Source organism: Bacillus sp. 05T31, from assembly GCF_056396725.1.
Window position 1 is genome coordinate 1 of the sequence record NZ_JBFTMA010000675.1, and the last position, 2,433, is coordinate 2,433.

General features: G+C 30.7%; 4 protein-coding genes and 1 pseudogene. All 5 read right to left on the reverse strand.

Annotated elements, in window-relative coordinates; genetic code table 11:
- A partial coding sequence (locus AC1DJR_RS26410; RefSeq protein ID WP_477003902.1) for a CcdC protein domain-containing protein occupies positions 1-151 on the reverse strand: 151 nt, incomplete at its 3' end.
- Between the two features lie 32 nt (positions 152-183).
- Entirely contained in the window at positions 184-855 is a 672-nt protein-coding gene (locus tag AC1DJR_RS26415) for a DUF4052 family protein (protein ID WP_000783094.1), read from the reverse strand.
- Positions 852-1,724 (reverse strand): ATP-binding cassette domain-containing protein, encoded by an 873-nt coding sequence (locus AC1DJR_RS26420; protein ID WP_002127824.1) that lies wholly within the window; start codon positions 1,722-1,724, stop codon positions 852-854. Before AC1DJR_RS26420 ends, AC1DJR_RS26415 begins: the two co-directional genes overlap by 4 nt.
- Complete coding sequence (locus AC1DJR_RS26425) at positions 1,721-2,101, reverse strand: GntR family transcriptional regulator (RefSeq protein WP_000805181.1); 381 nt, start codon at positions 2,099-2,101, stop codon at positions 1,721-1,723. The genes AC1DJR_RS26420 and AC1DJR_RS26425 overlap by 4 nt, the downstream gene beginning before the upstream one ends.
- Before the next feature lie 169 nt (positions 2,102-2,270).
- A pseudogene (locus AC1DJR_RS26430) lies at positions 2,271-2,433 on the reverse strand (DUF4825 domain-containing protein); the annotation flags it as partial.

Sequence of the window (2,433 nt, forward strand, 5' to 3'; positions counted from 1 at the left end):
ACAATAAAATACCCGGTGTTAAAAATAGTAATGGCCACAAAATACGTTTTCCCGTTCCCTTTATCGGCTTATACATAGAACGATATCGTCGCCAAAAAATTAGCAGTGCCACGCATAAAAAGACGGTTATTAGTGAAGAAGTATCTCCCATACAGTCTTCCTTCTCTCTTAAAGTATTTGTGCTTAAATCGTATCCTCAAAAGAAACTTTACGAATAAATAGAGCGCTAATTATAAAGTATATTAAAATAAGTACTATCGAAATTGATATAAAATTGGGTATATCAAGTAACGATTTACTATCAATAAATACCAATTCTTTCAAACCTACCTTACCATAAATTGTACTCGTCAATCCCAAGAAAAAAATCACACTAAAAGCAAAGCCTATCCAATTAAATCTTTTCTGAAAAATAGTTGTTAATTGAAATAAGCTAGCTAATAATAGATAGAACACGAACTGTGCAAAGAATTGTTCGATTGTATGTGCTCCTAAATTTATATGTTTCGTTTCATAAAATGTACCTTGTAAAAGCAAAACTTGTAGAAATGAAAAAATTACTGATTGTAATATGATAAAACATACTGAACCAATAAAGAATTGTAATCTAGTAACGCCAAATGAGACAACTGTACGAAATATGTCATCTTGAACAAGAAAAACACTTGCCACAATAAATATTGCAATTGCAATAGATGAATTATTGAAGATATCATGTAAAAATGCTACCTTTAGTCCCTTTATATCAGTTGCAGTTGTTGTCCATTTTATAAGTAATGCCACACACCAAAAGATAAGAATAGCCTTATAATGAAATTTCATATGTAACTTTAATTGTTTTAAAAGCATTTTCATTTCACCTCATTATCTGTTAGATAAATAAATAGTTTTTGCAGTGTTACTCTGTCTATTTCTAACCCTTCAGTTTCTATCAGCTCATAATCTCTAGCAGAAAGATCTCCCCATATCGCAGAAATCTCTTTATTCCCATACAACTCTTGTTTTACAACATTTTTCCCCATTAAAAAATTTGTCACTTTATCTTTATGTCCTGATATTATGTGTCCTTTTTCTAAAAAATCTTCCACAGAGGATTGAACAGCTAATGATCCTTCTTTTAATATGATTACATTTTCTATAACATGGGACACTTCCTCAACTAAATGTGTTGATAAGATGATTGTTCGTGGATATTCACTATAATCTTCCAATAGTAATTCGTAAAACAACTCTCGATGTGCTGCATCTAAACCGGTAGTCGGCTCATCAAAAATAGTAATTGGTGCTCTACTAGCTAAACCTTTAATAATACCAACAATTGTTTGCATGCCATGGGATAAATCATAATACTTTTCTTTTGCATTCAATTGAAATTTTTTAATAAGTTCCTCAGCATATTCTTGATCCCAATTTTCATAAAACATGTTACACAAATAAAAAACATCTTTTACCTTACTACTTAAATTAATGTTTTCTTTCACCTTTACGAAACAAATATTTCGCATCGCTTTACTATTTTCAAATACATTTTCACCAAATACAGATACGCTTCCACTACTTGAAATAATCTGACCTGCGAGTATGTTTAATAAAGTTGTTTTCCCCGCTCCGTTTCTTCCAAGCAAACCATATATTTTATGCTCTTCCAATGAAATAGTTACTTCGTTAACAGCTAATTTCTTTTTATATTTTTTAGACAAGTTTTTCGTTTCAAGTGCAATCATCCCTCTTTCCCCTCCTTCGTAATTTTGTGTATCATGTCCATCAATTCGTCTTTTGATATTTCTAGTACTTTTGCTTCTTCCCACACTTTAGGTAAATACTCAGTCATAAAAACATGCTGTCTTTTTTTTAGTACGACTTCTTTTGCTCCCTTTGTAACAAACATCCCGATCCCTCTCTTTTTATATAAAATCCCCTCATCTACTAGTAGATTTACTCCTTTTGCAGCTGTAGCCGGATTAATTTGTAACATCTTCGCAAATTGATTTGTCGACGGAACTTGTTCTTCTTCAAGTAATATGTCTTTTAAAATATCAGATTCAATTGTTTCTGCAATTTGTATGTATATTAACTTATTTTGTTCTAGAGTAGGTTTCACGATTTCACCACCTTAGGTTCATAGGTTCATTACTTATGTAATTAACCATAGCACAATATTATGTTTTTTTCCATAATTTTCATCAAAAAAAGAATCATTCAATACTGAATGACTCCCTTAAAAAAATGTCCGTATTTTCAATCATAAAATAACCACATCTTCCTCCATATCACTTAGATTTCCGCACAGGATGTTCATTAAAAAATTGCTTTCGAAAATCTTTATTATTAACTAGCTTTTCTATTTTTTCTTGATTACCGTAAAAGAAATTCATTACGATTCCCTTATTCCATATAAGATCATCCTTTGGCAAATCATTAAATTCTTTATAC